Origin of the sequence: Rhodanobacter sp. B04, from assembly GCF_002001125.1 — a bacterium.
Lineage (GTDB): Bacteria > Pseudomonadota > Gammaproteobacteria > Xanthomonadales > Rhodanobacteraceae > Rhodanobacter.
Window position 1 is genome coordinate 1 of the sequence record NZ_MUNV01000009.1, and the last position, 22991, is coordinate 22991.

Sequence of the window (22991 nt, forward strand, 5' to 3'; positions counted from 1 at the left end):
TGGTCGCCTGCAGGTTGCCGCCAATGCTGCCGCTACCCAGGTTCAGCGCTCCCGTGCTGATCGCCGTCAGCGCGCCCGTGCTCAACGTGCCCAGCGTCAATGCACCCGCATCCGTGATCTGCGTCGTGCCACCGGTCAGGCTCACCGCTCCCGTGAACGCATTGCTGGCATTGGTCAGCGTGATCGCATTCGCGCCGGCATTGAAGCTCGACGTACCCGCTACCGTGAACGCACCGCCTTGCGTGATGCCACCGGCCGTCGTCGTTACCGACAACGGGCCATTGATCGTCAGCGCATTCGCGCTGAACGTGCCGCTGTTCGTCGTCAGGCTGGTCAGCGCCGTCGTGCCGCCGACCGCGCCACCCAAGGTGGCCGCACCGCCCGTGCTTATGCTCAGCTTGTGCGCACCGTCCACCGTCGAGGCCAGGTCGATCGCACCGCTACCCGTACTCGTCAGCGTCGTATCCGCTCCCAGCGTCACCGCACCGCTGTATGTCTGGCCACCGCTCGTGCTCACACTCGCCGTGTTGATCGCGGTCGTGCCACTGATCGCCAGTGCGTTCACCCCCGACAATGCACCGCCCAGCACCGCATTGCCCGTCACGGTCAGGCTGTTGCCGCCACCGGTCACGCCGGCCAGGCTCACCGTCGTGCCCGTCAGCGTGTCGTTGCCGCCCAAGGTCACCGCATCGTTGTAAGTCTGCGTACCCGTCGTGCTGACATTGCCATCCAGCCTTGTCGTACCTGCCGCATCCGTGGTTAGGCTCGCCAGCGCCGCCGTGCCACCCACCACGCCACCAAACGTGGTCAGGCCGCCCGTGTTCACGATCAGGTTGTGCGCACCGTCCACCGTCGAGACGAAGTCGATTGCGCCATTGCCGCTGCTCGCCAGCGTCGCATCCCCACCCAGCGTCAACGCATTGCCGTACGTCTGCGCTCCCGTCGGGCTGACATTGCCACCCAGCGTCGTGCTGCCCGCCGCATTCTGGATATTCAGGCTCGTCAGCTTCGTCGTACCACCGACCGCTCCGCCGAACGTGGTTACACCGCTGGTGTTCACGATCAGGTTGTGCGCACCGTCCACCGTCGAACCCGAGTCGATCGCACCGCCGCCACTGCTCGCCAGGGTCGCGTCGCCGCCCAGGGTCACCGCATCGTTGTAGGTCTGCGCTCCCGTCGTGCTGACGTTGCCATCCAGCATCGTGCTGCCCGCCGCATCCGTGGTCAGGCTCGCCAGCGCCGTCGTACCGCCGACCGCGCCACCGAACGTGGTCAGCCCACCGGTGTTCACCGCCAGGTTGTACGCACCGTTCACCGTCGAGACGAAGTCGATCGCGCCATTGCCGGTGCTCGCCAGCGTCGCATCCGCACCCAGCGTCACCGCGTTGTTGTACGTCTGACCACCGCCGGTGCTCACATTGCCGTCGATCGTGATGCCGCCGCCCGCACTCACGTTCAGCGCACCGCCCACACCCACCACCGGGATCGTCAACGCGGCATTGGTATAGTTCAAGGTCAGGTTGCCCGCCACGCTGGCCGGCAGCGTCAGCGTACCCGGCGTCGCGTCAGTGTTCTCCAGCGACAGGTTGTTGATCGCCGCTCCGGCACCGGCGGCAAAACTCACGCCCGATTTGAAATCGTTCGCCTGGGTACCCAGGTTGATGTCCTGCGTGGTACCCGCCGTCGTGCTGTTCTGGGTGAACGTCGCCGCACCCGTCACCGTCAACGCACCCGTCTCGGTCAACGCGCCCGTGCTGTTCACGGCCAGCGTGCCCGTTACCGTGCTGGCACCCAGCACGGTCGCACGGTTGTTCGTCAAACCCACGTTGCCGCCGGTCAGGCTCACCGCTCCCGTGAACGCATTGCTGGCATTGGTCAGCGTGATCGCATTCGCGCCGGCATTGAAGCTCGACGTACCCGCTACCGTGAACGCACCGCCTTGCGTGATGCCACCGGCCGTCGTCGTTACCGACAACGGGCCATTGATCGTCAGCGCATTCGCGCTGAACGTGCCGCTGTTCGTCGTCAGGCTGGTCAGCGCCGTCGTGCCGCCGACCGCGCCACCCAAGGTGGCCGCACCGCCCGTGCTTATGCTCAGCTTGTGCGCACCGTCCACCGTCGAGGCCAGGTCGATCGCACCGCTACCCGTACTCGTCAGCGTCGTATCCGCTCCCAGCGTCACCGCACCGCTGTATGTCTGGCCACCGCTCGTGCTCACACTCGCCGTGTTGATCGCGGTCGTGCCACTGATCGCCAGTGCGTTCACCCCCGACAATGCACCGCCCAGCACCGCATTGCCCGTCACGGTCAGGCTGTTGCCGCCACCGGTCACGCCGGCCAGGCTCACCGTCGTGCCCGTCAGCGTGTCGTTGCCGCCCAAGGTCACCGCATCGTTGTAAGTCTGCGTACCCGTCGTGCTGACATTGCCATCCAGCCTTGTCGTACCTGCCGCATCCGTGGTTAGGCTCGCCAGCGCCGCCGTGCCACCCACCACGCCACCAAACGTGGTCAGGCCGCCCGTGTTCACGATCAGGTTGTGCGCACCGTCCACCGTCGAGACGAAGTCGATTGCGCCATTGCCGCTGCTCGCCAGCGTCGCATCCCCACCCAGCGTCAACGCATTGCCGTACGTCTGCGCTCCCGTCGTGCTGACATTGCCACCCAGCGTCGTGCTGCCCGCCGCATTCTGGATATTCAGGCTCGTCAGCTTCGTCGTACCACCGACCGCTCCGCCGAACGTGGTTACACCGCTGGTGTTCACGATCAGGTTGTGCGCACCGTCCACCGTCGAACCCGAGTCGATCGCACCGCCGCCACTGCTCGCCAGGGTCGCGTCGCCGCCCAGGGTCACCGCATCGTTGTAGGTCTGCGCTCCCGTCGTGCTGACGTTGCCATCCAGCATCGTGCTGCCCGCCGCATCCGTGGTCAGGCTCGCCAGCGCCGTCGTACCGCCGACCGCGCCACCGAACGTGGTCAGCCCACCGGTGTTCACCGCCAGGTTGTACGCACCGTTCACCGTCGAGACGAAGTCGATCGCGCCATTGCCGGTGCTCGCCAGCGTCGCATCCGCACCCAGCGTCACCGCGTTGTTGTACGTCTGACCACCGCCGGTGCTCACATTGCCGTCGATCGTGATGCCGCCGCCCGCACTCACGTTCAGCGCACCGCCCACACCCACCACCGGGATCGTCAACGCGGCATTGGTATAGTTCAAGGTCAGGTTGCCCGCCACGCTGGCCGGCAGCGTCAGCGTACCCGGCGTCGCGTCAGTGTTCTCCAGCGACAGGTTGTTGATCGCCGCTCCGGCACCGGCGGCAAAACTCACGCCCGATTTGAAATCGTTCGCCTGGGTACCCAGGTTGATGTCCTGCGTGGTACCCGCCGTCGTGCTGTTCTGGGTGAACGTCGCCGCACCCGTCACCGTCAACGCACCCGTCTCGGTCAACGCGCCCGTGCTGTTCACGGCCAGCGTGCCCGTTACCGTGCTGGCACCCAGCACGGTCGCACGGTTGTTCGTCAAACCCACGTTGCCGCCGGTCAGGCTCACCGCTCCCGTGAACGCATTGCTGGCATTGGTCAGCGTGATCGCATTCGCGCCGGCATTGAAGCTGCTGGTGCCACCGACGGTCAGCACACCAGCGCTACCTTCCGCGATGGACGCGGCAGCCACGAGGTTGCCGATGCTTAACGTACCGCCACCCGTGTTGATGGCGCCCGTATGCGTCAGATTACCGATCTGCACCGCACCGGTGGTTTCGATATCCACATTGCCGCCACGGGTATTGATCGTGGCATTGCCGGTATTGCCGATCACCACCGCGCAGGCGGTGGAAGAGGCGCATGTCGCATTGCTGCTGTAGGTGGTTCCTGCAGCAGCACCGCCATAATTTGCCCACAGGTATACGTTGAGCGGGTTGGCCGTGCTGGCACCGGTGATGTTGTTGTTGAGGAAAATGCTGCCGGCGGCTTCCAGATACAGCGAGCCGGCCCCGCTGGCCGTGATCGCGCTATTGAGCGTGATATCGCCATTCTGCGCACCATTCGCGGCATTGTTTGTAAACACGAATACGTTGGTGCCGCCGGTCAGTGCGCTGCTTAGCTCGCTGGCCTTGATATTCGAGGTATTGCCACTGGCCGTGTAAATGCTGCCGCTGACATTGACATTGCTGTCAGCGGCATTGCTGATGGTCACATCGTATGGATCCAGCAGCCAGGTACCCGCATAACCATGTGGCGCCGATGCATCCACCTGGCCTTGCGCGTCGAGGCCATAATGCGACGACGTCTCGACCCTGCCGCCGTTGCCGCTGATCGCACCGCCACGCGCGCTGATGTTGCCGTAGAAATTGTTGACGTCGTTGCCCCACACCACTACCGAGCCGCCATTGCCCCATTGCGTTGCATCGGCCTTGAGCATGGCATCCGGCCCGACATAGGTCGCTGCAGCCGTTTGCAGTCCTTCACCGCCCTGCCAACCACCGCCGACGCGGATGCTGCCACCGCCATAAGTGCCCGAGGCGTCGATGCTGCCGCCCAGGACACCGACGTTCTGGTCGGACAGAAGCTGCACACTGCCGCCATGTGAGCCTGTGACATTGATCGTGCCACTGTCGACGGTGTTGCCACCACTGGCAATCAGGCGTACCACACCACCATCGGTATTGATTCCGCTGGCATTGATGACGCCGGTATTGTTGACCAGGTCGGTGAACAGGTTCTTGGCCGCCGAGGCCTGCAGCACCACGGTGCCGCTGGTGGCACTCAAGGTGCCGTTATTGCTGACGGCAGCCTGGTCGGCTTCCAGGCGCTGCTTGAGCTCGCCGGTGAGCTGGATGTTGATGAGGCCGTTGCCGTCGAAGTCGAGCACGGCCTGATCGGCACCATCGAGATTGATGCTTCCGTAATTGGCGAGGATAACGCCGTTGTTGACGACACTGCCGCCGATCAGGCTGATCGAGCCGCCGCTGGCCGCCTGCAACAGACCGTAGTTGACGATGCCCGCACCACCGCCCACCGCGTTGAGGGTGTAGTTGCCGGCGAGAAAATTGGTCGGCGTGAGATCCAGCGTACTCGCCATCAGACCGCCGACATTCAGTTGCGCCGTGGCGCCGAAGATGATGCCGTGCGTGTTGATCAGGAAGATCTGGCCGTTCGAGTTGATGCGACCGAAGATCTGGCTGGGGTTTTGATCGAGTATTCGGTTCAGGGCCACCGCAAAACGCGAAGGCTGGTTGAAAATCACCGATTCGTTCGCGGTGAGGTTGAACGTGTTCCAGTTCAACGCGAGCTGATTCGAGGCCTGGTTGATGACGGTCTGATTGCCGCTTTGCGTGATCGAACCTGAGCCGCCAACCACCACGCCTCCGGTCGGGCCGCCAGCCAGCGCATCGCCGCTGAAGATGATCGATCCGACGGCCAAGCCGATACACAGGCTGATTGGCCAGGTTTTGCGTAATGGCAACGCTTTGGCCAATGCCGAAGTCGCATGTGTCCGCGCAGAGTTGCGCTGCTCATTCCGATGAGTGCTGGTGTGCTTGCTCATGATCATCATCCGTTAATACGTGAAGCTGAATCGAGCGTAGACGTGGTAGCCCTTGCCATCCGAGGCATTCTGGGAGCTGATAGCTTTCGAACCATCGAGATGGAACTCGAAATGGTTGAAACGCGGCAGGCGGAAGATCAGACCTGCGCCAGCACCGCTGAGGGTCGCTGTCGCCGGCGTGGTGAGGCGGTTGGCACCTGCCGAATAACCCTTCGCGTAGTCGACGAACACCTCGAACTCGAGCAGCTCGCGCCATGGGCGGCCGTAGAAAGGCGAGATGACCTTGCCGAACCCGGGCGCATCGACGTGATACTCGAGCGAGGTGTAGTAGCCGCGATCGCGCAAGGCATCGGCAATGGGATAGGCGCGCGTGCTGTCAGGACCACCGAGCACGAATTGCTCAAGCGGCACCAACGCATTGTTGGTGTATTGGCCGACGAACTTGAAATTGAGTCGCTGCGACTGGGTCAGGAACTGCAGCCGTGTATACGACAACTTGGCCACGGTGAAATTGCTGTCGTGTTGCGGACTGACCAGATCCGGTTCACTGGAGTTGTCGTTGATGGCCTTGCGCACATCCACCTGCAGAATATCGACGCCATGAAAACGGCGATCGGTGCGCATCATGCCCCAGCCCAGGTCGGCCACCAGGAACTTCTCATCCGACAGGCTGGTACCAAGACTGCTGAGCTTCGACTCTTCCTCGATGAGATGCAGCGTGCCCTGCATTTTCAGGTCGTCGTCATTGATGAACTTCCAGTCGAAGCCACCGTAATACTGCGAAGTGGGACCCTTGACGTTGAGGGCTGCGAAGGTGCCGGTATTGACCTGCAACTCGCTGCGCGAGGCGCCCACGACCGCACTGAGACCGGGTGCGATCGGCGCAGGCGCGCGATAGCTCAGCGAGCCGTAGACGTTGTTGTTCGGATCGAGCGCATATTCCAGGTTGGCATTGAAGGTGTCGCCGATACCCAGCGGGTTGTCCCACTCCAGACCTGCATCGGCGCGGTACTGGCCGGTGAGATCAGTGCCGTAATTGTTGGCGCCCAGCGTGATCTGGTAAGGCCTTTTCGCCTCGTTGGCGATCATCACCAGGTCGGTGTCGCCGGTATTGGCGCCGGGCTGGAACGTCGACGATACCGAGACGCCCGGCAGGTCGCGCGCATACAGCAACGCCGTATCGACATCGCTTTTCAGCAATGGCTTGCCCTTGAGTTTCTCCGCAGGCGCGGCGATCACACTGGAGCGATAGCGCTTGTTGCCCTTGACGATGATCTTGCCGATCTGACCTTCGAGCACCTGGATCTGGACAACCCGGTCCGGGCCGATGGTCTGCGCCGGCAGAAATGCATTGGAAACGATGAAACCAGCCGTCCGATAGCGCTCGGTGATCTTGTCGGCGATAGCTTGCATCTGGGCGAAGGTCAATTCCACCGGCGTGCCGTTCTTGGCCAGCTGCTGGTATTGCGCATCAGCCAGTGCCTGGATGCTCGCCGGCGTCACGCCAATATCTGCATGGTTGGCCACACCGCTGACGCGAAAACCAGCCACCTCGATCTTCTGGGAGCCCCGGTTGCCGGTATCGCGATCCCGCACCGGCGGCACGACTCCAGCCGATGCCTGCGGCGGCGAGGCGGCGGTGGGTGGTGACGCGGCCGTGGCCGCAGGATTTCCGGCATCAGAAGCCGATCTGTTGGATGCTTGAACCGACGCGGAAGTGCTGGCGTCTTGCGCCCAGACGACTCCGCCAGTCAATGCAGAAGCCAACGCTGCTGCGAGGCAAACAGTTCGCACGATACTTTCCCCCGGGCCGCACCATCATCCATTGGCGACGCGCCCCGGGAACATCTAAGGTCGCGCCGGCTGCGAAATTCCAAGCCGATGAAACTCAAGCAATTGCTGCCTGCACTGGCTTGTTACCAGCGGCAGGATACACCTTTACCCGTTGAAAAGAACAGGCCATTTTCTGTCGGGAAAACACCTACAGCATCGCAGGGAAAACGCTCACTCAAACCGTCTGCCGCTGCAGGCTTTTCGGCAGATTATTCAGCTTAACCACATCAATTACCGGCCTACCAGCGGGTAATCGCGATGGCTTGCATAGCCACCACCAAAAGTGTCGCCATCCACAAAACAACACCGCGCACAGAAACTAGCGACTCATGACCGCACGAACCCATCGACGCATCGCAAGTGTTCGCGAAACCGGTGAAGCTGCGATGACAGATAGTTTTATTTTCATTCACCGCGCAGCAGCCACCAAGTCAGCAGGATCAATACCACGACGCCCGCAGCGAGCGCGAGCAAGGGTTTCCAGGCGATCGCCGGTCGCATCGACAACAGGGTCGTCAAGGCTTTGCCGGATCCGTTCGATGCCTCGCCCGACGGCGTCTGGGCATGCCTTGCACGCGGCGCCGTCAACGCATCCGGGTGCACCAGTGCCTTGCGTGCAGTGACGACGTTGCTGCTGTCGTGCAGCGATTGCAGCAGCTTGCGACGCCGCGCACGGTAGTCGGCACGTGTGATCCGACCGAGCCGATGCGCCTCGTCCAAGGCCCGGAGATCACGATTGACTGCCTGTTCCCATTCAGTCATTTCAGCTCCCTGAGTATCCGGAAACCTACATCCTTCTGTGGCGAACCACTGTCCGCGCGATGTGTGTCGACGCTGCAGTCCGACCAGTAGCTGTTGTAGCTGCCGCCACGCACCATGACACTGCCGCCGCTCACCACCCATTCCCAGACATTGCCGGTCAGGTTGACCAGACCCCACGGATTGCGTGAACGGCCCTTGGGCGATACCGCCGCACCATTGTTGTCGCCGCCATTGGCCGATGGCGGGATGCAGTTGCTGTCATCGGCCTGTTTCCAGTTGCCCCCTGCCTTGGCCGCATGTGTCCATTCGGCATCGCTGGGCAGGCGATAGGTATAACCACTGACGTCACTCAGCCAGCGCGCATAGGCCTGGGCCTGATCGAGGCTGATTCGACTGACTGGTGCGCTGGCCAAATCCGGGTCGTCCACCGAGAACGCCGCGCACTTGCCGGTGGCACGGCAGAACTGGTTGAACTCGCTGATGGAAATTTCGGCGCGCGACATGGCATACGGTTTGCCGCCACCCATACCGGGTACCACCACGAGCAACGGCCCACGTGCGGTCGCTGATTTATCGAAGCAGAATTTGCCGGTACCGACCAGCTCCGGCTTGTCGCAAGGATCCGCTCCGTTGGCAGCCGCCGGCGTCGCCCCGCCGACGTTCGCAGCCGGCTTGGTCACGGGTGCCGCACCCGGCTTGCCGGGAACCACCGGCTTGCCGGGTTCGACGCCCGGCGAGGGCGGCGCTTCGGTGACGGGCGCGTTCGGCGTTGCCGCAGGCTGAACCACCGGCACCGGTGCGGCGCCGGTGGGCTTGAGCTTGTCGAGCTGATCTGACAGCGACTTTGCGGACAGTTGTCCACGTATCTTCATGTCCGCCTCGAGACTGGCCAGGGCCGTCGCATCGGTCCGGCGGGCGTCATCCAGTTGCTTCTTCAGCTGCGCGTATTCGGTGGCGCTCGCCAGCGGCTGCTTGCCCGCCGCCATGATCGCGGCGACCAGATCGTAGCGCGCCTTCGCCGCACGCAGATCGGCGTTGCCACCGAGGGTCTTGAGACCCTGTCCGAGAACGTCCGCCGCTTTCTGGTAATGGCTTTTCTGGAAGGTGTCCTTGGCCAGGCCCAGGTACGCATCGGCCAGCAGCTTCGGGCCCTCCGTCTTGAGGAACGGATTGTCCGGCTGCAAGGCCTTGATCCGATCCAGTGACTGGGTGGCTTTGCCGACATCGTCCGCGGCCGCTGCGCTGCGCATCGACTCGATGCGCGACTTCACTTCGGCATCGGCGCTTTCCTGCGCCGCCTGCGCCTGCAACTGTGCCTGCAATGCATCGAGCTTGCCGCTTTGCGCAATCAGCTCGGGCGATTTGGGCACGTACTTGAGGCCGAAATCCACAGCGAGTCTGGCCTGCGGCAGATGCTGCGGATCGGCAAGCTGCGCGGCCGCACCGGCGACCGCCGTGCCCAGCGCGGCAACGGCGCGTTGGGTCTCGGGCGAATTGTCGCCCTGCAGTTTGCTCATCGCAGCGGCCACCGCTTGCTGCCAGTCCGGCGTAAGCAGCGGCTTCGCGATGAGGCCAGACAAGGTGGTGCGCGCCTGCGCGATCGCCTGCGCCTGGGCCTGCTGGGTCTGTTTCAGCATCGAGGAACGCGCCGTCGCGATGTCAGCCAGCGCCTTGGCGTAACCGGCCTCGCTCGGATCCATCTGCTGGCCGGCCTGGATCACGCTCTGCGCGGTATCGAAATCGTTCGCGGCCATGCGGTCGCGCGCCAGTTTGATCAGGCTGGCATCGACGCTGCCACGCAACTGGACATAATCCGGTGCCGTCTCGCCGATCTGGGTACGCGCGCTGCCCAGCGCGCTCTTGACGTCCTGCAGCCAGACTACCGTGCCCTGCGGACTTGCCAGCAGGTCGGTAACGCGGCTCTTGGCCAGCGCGTTGCGTTGCGCTTCACTGGCCGCCTTCTGCGCCTGCTGGTTTTGTTGGTCCAACAGGGTCTGCCGCGTCGCGGAAAGTGAGGCGTCGCCGGGGAACAGGTCGATGCCGAAGCCGGCAATGCTGATGGCGCTGGCAAGATCACCGGCGGTCTGCTTTTCCGTCGCCTGCGCTGCCAGCAGCTGTTTCAACCGGGTCGCCTGCGCGGCAAGCCGAGGGTCATCGCCGAGCTGTTTGGCCGCATCGCGATAAGCCGCAGCCACCTGGGTGCGCCAGTCGTCGGCGTTGTTCGCGTGATCGATCTGGCTGGTCAGTGTCTGCAGACTCTGCTCGCGCAGTTGCTGCTGCTGCCTCGCCTGCTGCTCCTGCTGCTGCTGTGCCGCCAGGGCTTTGCCGAGTTCGTCGAGCTGGGCGGCACGCTGCTTCAGGCGTGCGGAATCCGGGAACAGGCTGCTGGCCAGCTTGAGTTCAGCGGCTGCTTCGTCGACGTGACCGGCATCGAGCGACTTGCCGATGGCCGTGTCGTACTTCAGCTCGAGCTCGGCGTTCTTGAGCAAGGCGCTGGTCGGATCGATCGCACGGATGTGGCTCAAGGTCTTGACGACGTTGTTCGGCTGATTCTCGAAGATCGCACCGGCTTCGATCTGCTGGCTGAGCTGGGTATCCAGCGTGTTGAGCAGGTCGTTCTTCTGCTTGTCGATCGCGCTGCGCCGCAAGTCCAGCGTCGGCGAATACAGTTTCAGATCATCGCGCAGCTTGAACACCTGCTGTGCCTTGACGTAGTCGTAGCGATCCTTGTCGGGGTTCCAGTAGGTGTCGATGCGGCTCAGCAGGTAGGTCTGGATCAGGTCGCTCTGATCCACCACGATCCGCTTGCGGTCGTCTTCACCCAGGCTGTTGAGCGCCTGCAGCGCCTGGTTCTCGTCGACGTAATGGTCCGGGCGGGTCGTCGTGAACCGGGCGATCACTTCGGCGACCTGATGCTTCTGCTGGTAGACGATCCAGCCCCACACGCCGCCAGCCAGCACTAGGATCGTTGGCAAGCCGTAGAGCAGGTAAGGCCTGATTCGCTCGCCGAAGCCGACTTCACGCAAACCTTCGATCAGTTCGTTCGCGCTCTTCAGGCGATGCTCGCTGGTAAAAGCCACGCTCGCACACAGCACTTTGTACTGGTGCTTGGTCAAGCCTTTCACCGGTGGCGGCTTGCGCCCCTCCTTCATCGCCACTTCAGCGCTGACCTTGTCGTACGGGTGCTTGCCGGTCAGCAGCTCGAACGTGACACAGCCCAGCGCATATACGTCGTCGCTTGGCGCCGGCTCCTTGCCTTGGATCATCTCCAGGCTGGCGTAGGCGGGAGTCAGCGCGCCCAGCGTGCCCGCGTCGAACACGGTCTGCTCACCCACCGCGTCGCCCATGTGCTTGCCGGCACGGGCGATGCCGAAATCGAACACCTTCGGCACACCGTCGCGGGTGACCATGACGTTGCCCGGCTTGAAGTCGGAATGCACCACACCGGCGCTGTGCGCGCGGGTGAGCGCCCGCGCCATGCCTTCGATCAGCGGCCTGGCCTCGGCCAGCGGCATGCCGTTGAAGGCCTTTTCGCGGATCAGCTGCTTGAGATCGGAGCCATCGATGTATTCCATCGTCATGAAGACGATGGTGCGATCCTTGTCGAAATCGAACACACGCACGATGTTGTCGTGCGCCAGCTGCTGCGATCGCCGTGATTCGCGTTGCAACGAGATCAGCGAATCGGGATGACGGCGGAATTCGTCATTCAGCACCTTGATCGCTACATACGGGTCGCGGTCACGCGCCTCGACCTTGCGCTCGTCCCGCGCCATGTAAACCACGCCCATGCCGCCGCGGCCGATTTCCTTCTCGAGATAGAAACGCCCCTTGAGCAGCGAACCGACCGCGACGAAATCGCCCTGTTCGGCATCGGCGATGTTCTGCCAGCTCGAGCTCGAACTGCTGAGACTCGAACTGGTTCCCGTCATGCCCTGGGTACCGGTAGCGCTACGCTGTGTACCGGTGCCTACCGTAGGATCGCCGGCGGGCTGACGTGGCGTGCCCGAGGCGGGCTTGACCATCGTGACTTCGTCGCCCGCGGGTGGTGGCGGTGGCGCCGGAGGGCGGGACGCCGGCTTGACGACGGTGGCTTCGTCCGTGACGGGCGCTGGCGGTGGCGACACGGGCGACGCAGGTCGGGACGTCGGCTGAACCACCGTGGCATCGGCATCGCCGGGTGTCCCAGGTGGCGCGACCGGCCGCTGTGTCGCAGGCTTGACGACGGTGACGTCGGCATCCGCCGCACTACCCGCCGGCGACGTCTGCACCTGCACAAGCTTGGCAAGCAGTGCCTTGATGATCAACGGATCAAGCGCACCCTCGGCGCGTTGCCGCTCAAGCCACGCCACCTCGGCCTGATAGTCGACATCGGGCAGCGCGCCGCGCGCAGCCAGCGCCTCGAAGACAGCAGGAAGTTTGAGCTTGTCGGTGCGGTAGGCAGCAACCAGTTCGGCAATGGAATTCATGAGTGGGGGACTTTTTTCATTCTTGGAGGCGCACTACGACCGCCGAAATGTTGTCGCGACCGGCACGGCTGAGAGCGAGTTCGAACAGGCTGTCGATGAGATCCTGCGGTTGCTGTCTACGGCGGCACTGGTCATCAAGTTCGACATCGGACATTTCCTTGTTGATGCCGTCGGAGCAGAGCACGAAGGCCGTGTCAGGGTGATTGCCGGCGACCACCCAGTCCACGAACAGCTGATCCTCTGCGCCAATCGCGCGCGTCAGCACGCCGGAACCGGGCTGCTGCTGGGTCGGTGTGGTACCAAAATGGGTGACATCATCCTCTTCGCCACCATGCACATGATCGCGCGTGATCTGCTGCAGGCGACCGCCCTCGAAACTGTACGCACGACTGTCGCCGACCCAGCCGCACAGGATGAAGTCCGGGTCATACACCAGGATCACCACCGTCGAGCCGATCAGGTCGACACCACGAGCCGCTGCCGTCTGCAGCAGCTCGGCATTGATCTGGACCAGGGTGTCCTCGATTGATTCGATGAAGTCGAACACGCTACCAGTGCGCGGCAACGCACCGAGGCGCTCGGTGATCATCGTGCTGGCATAATCGCCGGCCGAATGGCCGCCGAGGCCATCGGCAACCACCCACAACCCGGCGTCGTCACGCACCAGGATGGCGTCTTCATTGTGGCTGCGCACTTTCCCGGTCACTGTGCGGCCAGCGGACAGGTATCGAGTCGTCATGCGTCAATCTCGATGATCGCCAGTGGCCACTGCGCGGGATCTGCGCCAAGGCCTGCAGCGGTGGCAAGATGCAGACGCGCGTCGTCGCAGGACGGCATCGCAAGGCTGTGAACCAGAACCTCCGGCGGTAACTGCACCAGCGCGGGTGCCGCCGCCAGCAGCAGGCGATCGCCCGCCGCCGTCGCGCAAGAGATTTCACTGCAGGCCGGCTGCTCGATTGCACCAAGGCCTGGTGCCGTCAGTGACGCGCGATTGAACAGCAGGTCATCGAAATCATCGGCGGCACCCGCATCGGCAGCCATGGAGGACGCCTCGCCTTCGGCAAAGATCGGCTGCAACCGTCCATGCCGCCAATGCCAAGCCGCCGCCGTGCCGATGCGCAACAGGCCGACCTGGCCGGCGGCTACATGCGCGGCGATCACGGCGCAATCCTCCGTCACCGGATCGATCAGATCCTCGCCGGCCTGCCGCAGTCGCGGGTTCAAGGCCATGATCCGTGTCCGCAGGGTCTGCATGCCTGCAGCCAGATCGGCTTCGACCAGCTCACGGCCGATCGTGCCGACAGCGGCAACCGCCTGCTGCCGGGGATCCCGATGACCGACCTCGGCAGCCACCAGGGTCAACGCAAAGTCCTGCCGATGCAGCACGACGACGGCTTGATAGGAATCCTGCTCGGACACCTCCGCCACCGCACCGGCTGCAGCAGCGGCCGGTGAAGCTGCGGCGGCGAGCGGCACGGCGGTCACATCCAGATCGGCGAGCAGCTCCAGGTCGTCCGGCAGCCATGCGGTTGGAGGCGCCGGCTCCGGATTGGCTGCTGCAACGGCAACCATGGGTTCAGGTGCCATGCGATGGGATGCCGGGCTCTGCTCGAACACACCCAGCGACTGCCACGCGGCCGCGCTGTGACCGGCATCGAGAAGCCCTGCATAAGCTGCCGGCTGCGGCAACCCGTTGGTAACCAGCACGCTGGCAGGCACTCGTCCGGCACCCGTCGTCCACCACAGGCACCAGTGGCCAGGCGCAGCGCCGAGTCGAGCCCACAGCTCGCTCAGGAAGGCGCCCATGGCAGGCTCGGTCGGCAGCGGAAGGCGCCAATGGGCTGCCGCATTCCAGTCCACGCCACGCAGGAAGCCCAAGCCACGACTGGGCAGCATGGCATCCAGCGAACCCGCCAGTGCAGCCACCTGCTCGTCGAAAGCGTCCACGCCGAGCGCGGCGTCATTCTGCGCCATGTTGTGCAATCGCTCGGCGGCATCGCACCAGCCACCGTCATCGAGCAAGGTCTGCCGACAGGATTCCGGATCCGCAGCCAGCGGTATGGCGATGACCATCGGAAAGCAGCGACCCACGCGATCCGTACCCGGCCCCATCACACCAAGCCATGCGGAGTCGCCGCATACGCCAGGCGCCAGCAAGAAGCGCCAGACCGGACTGGCGTGATAAGCCTCATGCCAGTCACCACCAAGTGCGCCGCGACTGGCTGCCACGGCATTCTCGAAATGCTGATCCCAGACGTCGACAAAACCCGCTGGCAAGCGTCGCTGCACGAAATCCCCGGCGCTGGGCAGCTTTCCAAAGAAGCCTGCGACGGGATTCGGCATGCGTTTATCCCCCGCACCTGAAACTTTGCAGGGCATTGCTGAGGAAGGGGTTCTTGAGGTTGTTGGCGCGGATCGTCACCTTCGCGACATGGCCACCGAAGTTGAAGCTGGCCACAAAGCTCAGATCGGACTCTTTCTGCAGATTGGCCGCCTGCAACGCGCGGAAGAACGCCCAGTCACCGTGATAATCGAAAGTCGTCAGCAGCGTACCTGCTGGATCGTAGGCCGAAATCGAGACACTGCCAGGCGTCGGCCCAGGCCATTTCATCGTGATATTGGTCGGCCCGCCGGGTTGGTATTCGTACTTCTGGCCATCGATATTGATGACCAGCTTGCCGATGCCGGCATCGAGTACCGGTGTCAGCAAGGTGAAATCGACCTCGGGCACGTTGCCGCTGCGGAAGAACATCTGCTTGATGCGATCGGCCCCCTGCAACTGCGCCAACATGCCAGCCGACCCGCTGACTGCACCAGGCCCAGTTTTCCACTGCCAATTGCGGCCGCTGGCATCGATCAGCTTGCCGACCGTCTGCGTGTAGAAGCTGTCGAAACGACCGCCGTAACCGAACATCTCGCCAAAATTCTGCAGCGGGATGTCATTGTTGCTGCCTGGCGTGAATGGATAACGGCCGCGGGTGAAATCGGCGCAGTCCTTGGCAACCATCTGCTGATACTGGTCGTCCAGCGCGCCCTTGGTGCCGCTGGCCACCAGGGCCTGGCTCTTGCCGGTGAGCGCGGCAAACCAGCCCGATGCCGGCGGCGGCAGCTGCGCGGCCGCCTGCTGTGCCATCAGCAGCTGTGGATTCGGCTGGCCGGCGGCATTGCTGAAATCACCCATGGTCAGCAGGGTCTTGCTGAGCTGATCGAGCGTGCTCAGCGTCTGGTCGATCGGCGCCGCGCCAGGCGGCCCGTCGGTAAGCTTGTTGATCTCCGCGAAGTGCTCGCTGATCACGGCCCCAGGTTGCTCCGTCGCTGCGCTGGCCGTATTGGCGGCGCCGGCACCTCCGGCCGAGGCCAGTGCACGCGCCAGCGCACTCTGGGTGGCCTTGGCCTGCGCCGCCTGCTTGGCTGCGGCGAGCGCCTTGTCTTCGGCATCCGCCGGCGGTGCACGCATCAGGTCGTTGGTGTTGTCGCGCACCACCTTCAGCAATAGCTTCAATGGCGAATTGGGACCGGCGAGCTTGGCGGCAGTGGCGCTGGCATCCTGGATATTGTTGATCGGTTGCAGCTCAAGATCACCGAGGATGCTGTCCCAGGCCTTGATGTAGTCCTGCTCGTACAGTGCCAGCACCTGCTGTGCCAGATGTGCCTTCTGCAGTGAATCGATCTTGCTGGCGCCAAAGACCCAGTCGTCGTTGGCAAACTGCGTCACGGCCTGATCGATGCCCTTGTCGACCTCGTTCTTGAATGCAGGCTGGGTGAACATGGCCGGCAGCGGATCGGACAGCGCCGCACCACTCTTGCGCCGATACACATTGCCGAGCAGGCCCAGTTCCTTGTCCAACCGCAGGGGCGGAAACGCGCCGTTGTCTGCGGTCAGCTTGATATTGCCGTAGATCAGGGTCGGCAAGTCCGCCGTGCGCAGCGTATTGCGCGCCTGCTCCACCAGCGTGTTGTCCAGGCTCAACGGGCGCAGCCGGCCTTCATGCGATACCAGTGCATCGAAGTGCTTGGTCAATGCTTTCTGCAGCACCGGATCATCCGGGAACAACCGGCGCCATTCGATGCTGGACAGGGCCACGATCTCGTCGTGATCCAGATGCTGCGGCTCGCCCAGCATCAAATAGCCCTTCAGGTAGTAGTACAGCATCTGCGGGTCGCTGGCGTTTGCCGCCAGGCCGGCGCGGAACTGCGAAGCCACACCTGGCAACAGGATGCCGTTGAGCTCACGGTAGTACGCGTCGCGCACTTCGTCACCCACCGCATTGCCCTGGTACAGGCCGAAGCGCATCGACAGCGGCACATTGCCCTTGTGCTGATCAGCCACATCCACTGCAGCGGAAAGTGCCTCCAGCCGTTGCAGCACCAGCGCGAAATATGCCTGCTGGGTGGGCGCCAGCGACATGTCGCTCTGCGCCGGATATTTCTGCAGCGCCGCCTGTACCTCGGTCAGGTAACTGCCATTGCGGCGGAAGCTGCTGGCCAGCCCGAAGATCAGCAGCGCGCAGACCAACAGCACGCCAATATAGGATGCCGCCTGGATCAGGATCTTCTGATGCTCCAGCTTCGGGTTGGTGCCGGCAAAACCCGACTCCTTGAACAGCACGTCCTTGAGCAGGCGTTCGACGAAGAACGTGCGGCTCTGTGCGCCAGGCACGTGCAGGCGCGAAGCGTCCAGGCCGAAGGTGCGCGCGACCGCGCCCATCATGCGATCGATCGGCGTGCCTTCCTGCGTGCCGGAGGTGAAGTAGGTGCCGCGCAACAGCAGCGGCGCATCGTACTGGTGGCCTGTGAATACGCCCTCGACGAACTGCCGGGTGATGTCGCGCAGCGCGCCAAGCTGCTGCGGGAACGACAGGATCGCCGCGCGCCGGGTGGGATCGCGCTCGCCATGCAGGCGATCGAGGATGCGCGTATTGAGGCGATCCAGCAGCAGGTTGAACTCGTCGAGGAACTGCTTCGCGGCGGTGCCGTCCATGGTCTTGTCGACCGGATAGGAAACGCCCCAGACCTGGCTGCGCAACTCGGGGTTGAGATCGTCGAAGAACTCGGTGAAGCCGGCGACCAGGTCGCACTTGGTGAACACCAGATAGGCAGGCACACCGATGCGCAGATACTTGGCCAACTCATCCAGCCGCTGCCGGATCGCCATGATGTGCTGCTGGCGGCCTGCGGTGTCGAGCGTGAGCAGGTCGGACAGGCTCATCGCGACGATCACGCCGTTGATCGGCCGGCGCTTGCGGTATTTGCGCAGCAGGTTGAGGAATTCCTCCCAGGCAGAGGCATCGGCACCGCGGTCGGAATCCTGCGTGGTGTAACGGCCGGCGGTATCGAGGAAGACCGCCTCGTCAGTGAACCACCAGTCGCAGTTGCGGGTGCCGCCGACGCCGCGGATCGCTTCCTTGCCGAACTTGTTCGACAACGGAAAATTGAGGCCGGAATTCTGCAGCAACGTGCTCTTGCCCGAACCTGGCGGCCCAATCACCACGTACCACGGCAAGGCGTAGAGATTGGTGCCGCCGCTGCGGTTCTTGCGCAGCGTTTCGACCGCCTCCTGGAAGCGGCCCTGCAGCTGGGCGCGTTCGTTGGCGGAACGCTCGTCGCGCTCACCCCCGGCAGCCGGTGCGCCCTGTTCGCTGAGCTCGCTGGCCATCTGCTTGGTCTTGCCGCGCACGCGCATCTGCTGGATCTGCAGCCAAACGGCCCAGATCACCACGATCACGATGATCAGCAGGAGGCGTGCGACCGGACTGGCCAGCGGCTGGGAATCGCCGAAGCCGAGATAGGGGCCACCGAACCAGATCAGCAGCGACAGCAGCAGCAAGCCGATGAGGGTGATGAACAGTCGGGATTTGAACAGCGCAAGAAGCTTGCCCACGGTGTTCAGTCCTCCGGGCTGTAAAGGATTTCGACGCGGCGATTGCGCGCGCGGTTTTCCGGCAGGTCCGGCGGTATCGCGATCGGTTGCGACGAACCGGCGCCGCTCGATTCCAGCCTTCCGGCGTTGTCGATCCCCTGGCTCAGGATCTGCATCACCGATCGTGCACGCTCCGCCGACAGCGCGTAGTTGTCCTTGAACTTCAGCGAGTGCACCGGCTGGTCGTCGGTGTGGCCGACCACGACCACGCGCCCGGGCACCTGGTTCAGCGCGGCGGTGATCTGGTGCAGCAAGGGAATCTGCGCGGCGCTGACATCGGTGCCGCCCGAGGCAAACATCACCGCGGCGTTCAGGCGCACCTTGGCCGAGCCGTCCGGCTTCTCGTCGACGCTCAGCTGGCCCGCCTGTTCCTCCGGCGCCAGCAGCTGCTTCAGGCTCTTGCGATCGGGCTTCGGCTGGGTTTGCCGCAACTTCGCCTCATCCGGCGGCACCGCACCCTGCAGGCCGATCTGCGCAACCTGCGCACTGACTGGCGACGACAGTTCGTTGAGCCGCGTATAGAAGTACAGGAAGCCACCCAGCAGCAGACATGCACCGGCGGCCACGATCACCCACAGCGGCACGTAGCGCACCAGCGGATTGCGGCGATCCTCCAGCCCCTTCCAATGCGGTGCCAGTTCCTCCGCCGCCGGAGCACGCTGGCCCTTGATGCGCCGATACAGGTCTTCCTGGATGTCGGTCAGCTTTGCGCGGCCATTGGCCTCGATCTGGTAGCGCCCACCGAAACCCAGGGTGAGGCAGATGTACATCATCTCGATCAAATCGAGATGCCGCGAAAAATCCGCGCACAACCGATCGAGGATGATGAAGAATTTCTCGCCGCCGTAGGACTCGCCGTGAAAGACCACCAGCAGCGTCTTGGCAGCCCAGCCGCTCTGCTGTCCCCAGGGCGTGTTCATCACCGATTCGTCGATCATCGTGCACAGCACGTAGCGCGCCGCGGTGATCGTCTGCGAGGCGATGCCGGCAGCCTGCGCATTGCTTTCGAACTGCCGAACCTGGGCAATCACCTGCTCGCGCAGATGCGCCGCGTCCGGCTGCGACACGCTGTTGCGCAACTGTACCGCCAGCAACAGCAACGGGCTGGCAGCCTGCACCAGCGCGTTCAACCCACCGCCTAGAAACTCGCTGATCGCAGCAGGCGGAACTCCCAGGTTCGGCGCACGGGCCGCCTGGCCACGGGTCGCTGCAGCCGCCGGCGCTGCAACCGGCGGCGCCGGGGCAGCCGGCGGGGGTGCGGCAGGGGTCGCCGGTCCGCGCGGACGGACGACGGTAGCGTCGCGCAGCGGATCGTCATCATGCGGGCCATTGGTATTCATGCGCTCAACCTCTGATCGCCCAGAGCTGCAGGTCGAGACCGGCGAACTCGCCACCAAAATGGAAGGCGATGCCGCCGGATGTCTTCAACATCCGCCACATCGAGGAATTCTTGTCGAACTCGAAATACAGGTAGCCGGAGTTGTACGGAATCTGCCGTGGCGCCACCGGCATCGGTGTCACCGGAATGCCGGGAAGCTGCAGGTTCACCAGGTCGCGGATCTTCTCGACCGGGCCGATCTTCGACTGCGCAGGCAACTGCCGCCGCAGATCCTCCGACTTCAGGTCGGCCTTGGCCGCCAGCACGAACGCGGCGGTGTCGATCAGGCTGAGATCCGGCACCACAGCCACCCACACCCCGAACTTGCGCTGCTGCATTGGAATCGGGATCGCCGTCTGCTCCAGCACGGCACTGAGGCTGCTGCGCAACGCAACGATCAACGGCTCGAAACTCTCATACAGGGCTTCGTGCCGGTACGGCGGAAACGCCGACGGCCGCTTGCCGGGCATGGTGAACGTGGCCAGTTCGCCGGCCATGCCCGCCAGCACCCGGTAGAAATCCTCCGGATGCAATACCGGCGCCGCGGCCAGATGGGCTATCAACGGCTGGTAGCGGTTCACCACCTGCAGCAACAGGAAATCGGCAATCTCGGCAGCACCACCGCGATCCGTCACAGCCACACGACTGGCCAACGCCTCGCCGCGCTGGTGCAGCAGGCCGAGAAGCTCGGTGAGGAACGTGGTCAACTTGGGGGCGGCCTGGCAACTGAGCGCCGTCGGCATGAAGGCTTCTTCGAGGATCACGCGCCGATCGGAGCGGCACTCCACGATCCGCGCCAGCGGGATCTGTGCCAGACCCTCCAGCGGCTGCGACTGCGGCAGCAGCCGGCTGTTCAGGCCACCCACTTCCAGCGTCGTCAGGCCATCGACACTGCCGGACGCATCGCGCACATCGGTTTCCCGCACGCGGAAGCGAAACAGTTTGTCGGCCGGAGCTTCGGGCCGTCCACTGTCGGGCTGCGCCGGTGAGCGCAACGGCAAGGTCAGAAAAACGGTCTGATCGCGCCAGTTGCCGTCGACCTCGAGCGCCAACGGCAATGGATCGTCGTTCGGCATCGAGAAAGGCGTGCCGTCGGGAAATACGCCCCGTGCCCGCTTGATGCCGAGCTTGCCGATCGCCAGCAGGTCGGTCTCAAGCTCCAGCTCCGAGAAACCCCAGGTGTAGGGGCGCAGACTGCCCGAGCGCAGCTCCACGAAGCGCTCGAGATAGCGCTCCTGCTGCTGCAGATGCTGGGGCCGGAGGAACAGTCCCTCGCTCCAGACGACTTTGTTGTTATCCGCCATGCGTCGCGTCTGCCCGTGTCAGAATTTCGCCCGGCGATGCTGCCGGCCATTCAGGCGTTGTCGGCACGCTGCCGGCAACGCCCTCCCCTGGATCTTTGCTGCTGCGACCCGTAGCGCCCCCTGCGCCTCAGTGACGTGCTGACTTCTGCATTCTCCGCGCCGACTTCAGGCGTGACAACTGTTCCTCATAGGCACGCGCGAATTCGTCGCCGAACAGCCTGCGGAAGCATTCGTCGGGGTCCTTTGACAACCCGTCGAAGCCCTCGCGGTACTTCTCCCAGTATTTGCCCTTGCCGGCGAACGCGGAACGCTTTGAACCGCCATCCGCCTCCTGCTCGAACCGGTCGGGGTTGAAGTGCGCCAGCAGCGACTCGAACGCTGCGCGTACCCCGGCCAGCATGGCCATCTGATGGCAGCGGATGTCGTCGAACGCATCCTCGAATGCCATGGTTCCGGACATGAAGGCCGAATTCGATGGCCCCATGATCTTCTGCAGCGCCTCTTCCGGGTTCGGTGCGAACTTCAGCGGGTTGTTTTCCGAGCGCTGGATGATCGTCACCGGCAGCCGGAACGTGTTCTTGATCTCGGCGCGGGCGCGCAGGACGTCCATGACACCGTCGACCACGACACGAAAAATCTGGTCGACATTCGCCGGCAACGCAGCAGCGGAGGCCGTCGCTTCCGCGATCGGAGCCACGGCAACGGCCGGCTGATATACCGGCCCGGCGGCAGGTGGCGAAGGCATGGGCGCAGGCGGTGGACTGGGGGCTGGCGATGCCGGGGACGATCCAAAATCGCCCATGGTGAGGTCCCAGTCGTCCGGCAACGCCTGAGCCTGTCGCTGCTCCGTCGTTATCGGCGGCCGGAAATAATCCTCGGTGCTGACCGAGTGGTTCCATCCAGAACTGGCATTGCCTGTCGTGGCAGAGGACAACAGCCCCGACGACGCGGTGTCGGCCGGGCCGAACAGGTTCAGCGGATCCAGTTCATTGCCGGAGGTCGAGCTGACTGCCCCCGGAATCAGTTCGGCATCCATCGGAATGACCGATGCCGTCGGCGGGTAGCTTGCACGCGGCGCCGGATCGAGCAGGCCGAAATCGAGTGGGTCCATCATCGCCGGTGCCCGTGCCGGCTCGACTGCAGGCACAGGCGCCGCGTCCAACAGATCCGGCATTGCCGATGCAGCACTGGCATCCTGCAGATGGATTTCCACTTCGAAGGTATCGATAAGCAGGCGGTCACCTTCCTTCAATGCGGAGGGCTCACCTTTGATAAGCGGCACGTCGTTCAACAGCATGCCGTTGGTGCTGCGATCCTCGACAAAGTACATGCCGTTCAGATAGCGGATCATCGCGTGAACTCGGGATACACCCGAGGCACCAAGCACCCAGTCGCAATCTTCCGAGCGGCCGATACTGCCGCCCCTGGCCTCGAACGTCTTGCGGCTGCGACTGCCGAATTGGACAGCCTGATGGCCGGCAACTGCGAGGATCAGGGTCTGCGACATCGGTACGCTCTATTTCCCTGGAGCTGTCACTGCAACCAAGACAGCGGTGGATGAACCGCCTCGTGTCTGTATGACCCACCTGACCCGGATCACCTGCGACCAAACCACGATGGCCACTCGTTCACGGACAAAAGGCGTTACCCGGGAGTTGGCACGAGCGCAGATGACTCTCTCATCAGCGTCAGATCGTCCCGCCCCCCTTGCATCTAACAAATCGGTAATCCCTACCCTCATCAACCAACGCAGCACGCCGCCACTAGTGGATGCTCCACAGCT

The 22991-nt window shown here is 63.7% G+C and carries 10 protein-coding genes; all 10 read right to left on the reverse strand.

The features are described from left to right. Positions 1 to 5419 (reverse strand): filamentous hemagglutinin N-terminal domain-containing protein (locus tag B0E46_RS07830; protein ID WP_168171163.1); only part of this gene is annotated, 5419 nt, incomplete at its 3' end. 135 nt (positions 5420 to 5554) lie between these two features. Beyond that, complete coding sequence (locus tag B0E46_RS07835; RefSeq protein ID WP_077555238.1) at positions 5555 to 7147, reverse strand: ShlB/FhaC/HecB family hemolysin secretion/activation protein; 1593 nt, start codon at positions 7145 to 7147, stop codon at positions 5555 to 5557. A 633-nt stretch (positions 7148 to 7780) separates the two neighbouring features. Continuing rightward, the gene (locus tag B0E46_RS07840; RefSeq protein ID WP_077555239.1) at positions 7781 to 8137 is read right to left on the reverse strand and encodes a hypothetical protein; all 357 of its coding nucleotides are present in this window, start codon (positions 8135 to 8137) and stop codon (positions 7781 to 7783) included. Next, positions 8134 to 12606: a protein kinase gene (locus B0E46_RS07845; protein WP_077555240.1), complete on the reverse strand. Its 4473-nt coding sequence runs from the start codon at positions 12604 to 12606 to the stop codon at positions 8134 to 8136. Before B0E46_RS07845 ends, B0E46_RS07840 begins: the two co-directional genes overlap by 4 nt. A gap of 16 nt (positions 12607 to 12622) precedes the next feature. Then, entirely contained in the window at positions 12623 to 13345 is a 723-nt protein-coding gene (locus tag B0E46_RS07850; protein ID WP_077555241.1) for a PP2C family serine/threonine-protein phosphatase, read from the reverse strand. Next, positions 13342 to 14949: a type VI secretion system-associated protein TagF gene (gene tagF, locus B0E46_RS07855; RefSeq protein ID WP_168171164.1), complete on the reverse strand. Its 1608-nt coding sequence runs from the start codon at positions 14947 to 14949 to the stop codon at positions 13342 to 13344. Before tagF ends, B0E46_RS07850 begins: the two co-directional genes overlap by 4 nt. A gap of 4 nt (positions 14950 to 14953) precedes the next feature. Further along, positions 14954 to 18487 (reverse strand): type VI secretion system membrane subunit TssM, encoded by a 3534-nt coding sequence (tssM, locus tag B0E46_RS07860; RefSeq protein WP_077555243.1) that lies wholly within the window; start codon positions 18485 to 18487, stop codon positions 14954 to 14956. 5 nt (positions 18488 to 18492) lie between these two features. Then, on the reverse strand, positions 18493 to 19866 hold the full coding sequence (gene icmH, locus B0E46_RS07865; protein WP_077555244.1) for a type IVB secretion system protein IcmH/DotU: 1374 nt from the start codon (positions 19864 to 19866) through the stop codon (positions 18493 to 18495). 4 nt (positions 19867 to 19870) lie between these two features. Then, a complete protein-coding gene (gene tssK / locus B0E46_RS07870; protein ID WP_077555245.1) occupies positions 19871 to 21208 on the reverse strand; it encodes a type VI secretion system baseplate subunit TssK in 1338 nt (445 codons plus the stop codon). Between the two features lie 127 nt (positions 21209 to 21335). After that, entirely contained in the window at positions 21336 to 22715 is a 1380-nt protein-coding gene (gene tagH, locus B0E46_RS07875; RefSeq protein WP_077555246.1) for a type VI secretion system-associated FHA domain protein TagH, read from the reverse strand. Positions 22716 to 22991: the final 276 nt, after the last annotated feature.

What these genes read in the sequence shown, in the direction of transcription:
- tagF (WP_168171164.1), bottom strand. Translation starts at nt 14,949, where the DNA reads ATGCCGAATCCCGTCGCAGGCTTCTTTGGAAAGCTGCCCAGCGCCGGG.
- tagH (WP_077555246.1), bottom strand. Translation starts at nt 22,715, where the DNA reads ATGTCGCAGACCCTGATCCTCGCAGTTGCCGGCCATCAGGCTGTCCAA.
- icmH (WP_077555244.1), bottom strand. Translation starts at nt 19,866, where the DNA reads ATGAATACCAATGGCCCGCATGATGACGATCCGCTGCGCGACGCTACC.
- tssK (WP_077555245.1), bottom strand. Translation starts at nt 21,208, where the DNA reads ATGGCGGATAACAACAAAGTCGTCTGGAGCGAGGGACTGTTCCTCCGG.
- B0E46_RS07850 (WP_077555241.1), bottom strand. Translation starts at nt 13,345, where the DNA reads ATGACGACTCGATACCTGTCCGCTGGCCGCACAGTGACCGGGAAAGTG.
- B0E46_RS07840 (WP_077555239.1), bottom strand. Translation starts at nt 8,137, where the DNA reads ATGACTGAATGGGAACAGGCAGTCAATCGTGATCTCCGGGCCTTGGAC.
- B0E46_RS07845 (WP_077555240.1), bottom strand. Translation starts at nt 12,606, where the DNA reads ATGAATTCCATTGCCGAACTGGTTGCTGCCTACCGCACCGACAAGCTC.